We start from the raw sequence: 2,215 nt of genomic DNA, 5'->3' as shown, positions 1-2,215 counted from the left end.
TCATCAGGAACACTGAGTTTAAAATGGGAAAGTTATTTTTAGACGACTCCTTATAGCAAAGTTGTACCTTCCCCGGGCGATGGCCCCGTCTTGTCCGATTGCTGTTTCGGTCATTAAGTGAGAAACCATGGATAAACTGATTATCACCGGTGGTGTGCGTCTGGACGGAGAGATTCGGGTCTCCGGTGCCAAGAACTCTGCCCTGCCAATTCTGGCAGCAACGCTGCTGGCTGACTCCCCGGTTACTGTATGTAACCTGCCCCATTTGCATGACATCACCACCATGTGTGAGCTGTTTGGCTGTATGGGGGTTGAGCTGCTGGTGGATGAAAAGATGAACGTGGAAGTTCATGCCAGCACGATCAAGCACCTCATTGCACCCTATGAGCTGGTGAAGACCATGCGGGCTTCTATTCTTGTGTTGGGTCCTTTGCTGGCCAAATTTGGTTATGCAGAAGTTTCCCTGCCCGGTGGCTGTGCTATTGGTAGCCGTCCGGTTGATCTGCACATCAGTGGCCTGCAGGCCATGGGTGCGGATATTGTGGTGGAACATGGCTATATCAAAGCCAGCGTCAAAGATCGCTTGAAAGGTGCGCATATACTGATGGACACCGTAACGGTAACCGGTACGGAAAACATCCTGATGGCGGCAGCGCTGGCCAGGGGTGAAACCATTATTGAAAATGCGGCCCGTGAGCCTGAAGTGGTGGACCTTGCCGAGTGCCTGATTACCATGGGCGCGAAGATTGAAGGCCATGGTACGGGGATGATCCGGGTTCAGGGTGTTGAGCGTCTTGATGGCTGTACCTACTCGGTATTGCCGGACCGTATTGAAACCGGCACTTACCTGATTGCGGCTGCGGCAACCGGTGGCCGGGTTCGCCTGAAAGACACCCAACCAGATATACTTGATGCGATTTTGCTCAAGCTCCGCGAAGCTGGCGCTACGCTGGAATGGGGTGATGACTGGATTGAACTGGATATGAAAGGCAGGCGTCCCAAGGCCATTGACCTGAAAACGGCACCTTATCCAGCGATGCCCACCGATATTCAGGCTCAGTTCACCGCATTGAATGCCATTGCTGAAGGCTCGGGCCGGATCACCGAAACCGTGTTTGAAAATCGCTTCATGCATGTTCAGGAGATGAAACGCATGGGGGCAGACGTCGATGTGGAAGGTAACACCGTGATCGTCAAAGGTGTTAACCAACTGAAGGCCGCTCCGGTGATGGCCACTGACCTGCGGGCTTCAGCCAGTCTGGTTATTGCTGGCCTGGTCGCGAAGGGCGATACCGTGGTCGAGCGTATTTACCATATTGACCGCGGATACGAGTGCATTGAAGAGAAACTTCAGCAACTTGGTGCCAGAATTCGTCGCGTTCCTGCCTGATTTACATTTCTTTTTCTCTTACCCTGATTTTTGGCTTTTAGGTCAAAAAACAGGGAACTTTTCTTTTTTTTCCTACTCAAATAAAACAGCCGTATCATTTTTTGTTGATGGCTTGGTTGATGGCTTGGTTGATGGCTTAGTTGATGGCTTGAAGGTTGGTATGGATTGTTTTATTTCTCAGAGAATATAGCCTTGTCGATTCCTTGGTTTTGCTGGCCCTTTGCTTGTCGTGTGATAAAGCCTCGCGCTTATAAAAGACCAAATCGAACAGGAGAATGGAGTCTTTATGAAAACGCGGTTTATTGATCTGAATAGCCAGGAAAAGTTATGCAAGGCTCCATCGCCCAGTGAACGTGGAGACAATGATTCTGTTCGACCTGATTCTGGTATAGCAAATCAGGTTAATATCAAGAATGTGCAAAATAGAGTTCTTGAACAAAAAGCAATGGTTGACAGAAGCCCAATCAGTAAAACGCAAGGGGGTTCTTTACTACCTTTCAGCGCTTGTCAAAGCGAGGAGACTACTAAACCCTCTGAGGAGTCTCAGGCGCAGGGAAGTCTGGTAACAACTGATATTTCTGGGCCTTTATCCGGAGCCAGTAGCTTTTCTTCGATAAGTTCTGATGAATTCTATTCATGTGAAGAATTTTCTGAAGATTCAGATGATCACACGCATCTATTAGTCCCACCCCAGAGTCAAGTTCCACCCCAGAGTCAGAATTTAAGCCAACAGCCTGCCCCCTGTTCCTCAACGGGGCAGACAAGCGTACCCGGTGTTCCAGCCCCCACTAGCCCTGGTTCTCCCGTTCCCCAATCCATTTACCA

The 2,215-nt window shown here is 49.7% G+C and carries 1 protein-coding gene; it reads left to right on the top strand.

The window, feature by feature from the left end:
• The first annotated feature begins 127 nt into the window (after positions 1–127).
• Positions 128–1,390 carry a UDP-N-acetylglucosamine 1-carboxyvinyltransferase gene (gene murA / locus KDK14_RS12620; protein ID WP_257265492.1) on the top strand — a complete coding sequence of 421 codons (1,263 nt, stop codon included), beginning with the start codon at positions 128–130 and terminating at the stop codon, positions 1,388–1,390.
• The last annotated feature ends 825 nt before the right edge of the window (positions 1,391–2,215 follow it).

Source organism: Endozoicomonas sp. ONNA2, from assembly GCF_024606365.1.
GTDB lineage: Bacteria > Pseudomonadota > Gammaproteobacteria > Pseudomonadales > Endozoicomonadaceae > Endozoicomonas.
This window is presented reverse-complemented; position numbering and strand designations above follow the sequence as displayed.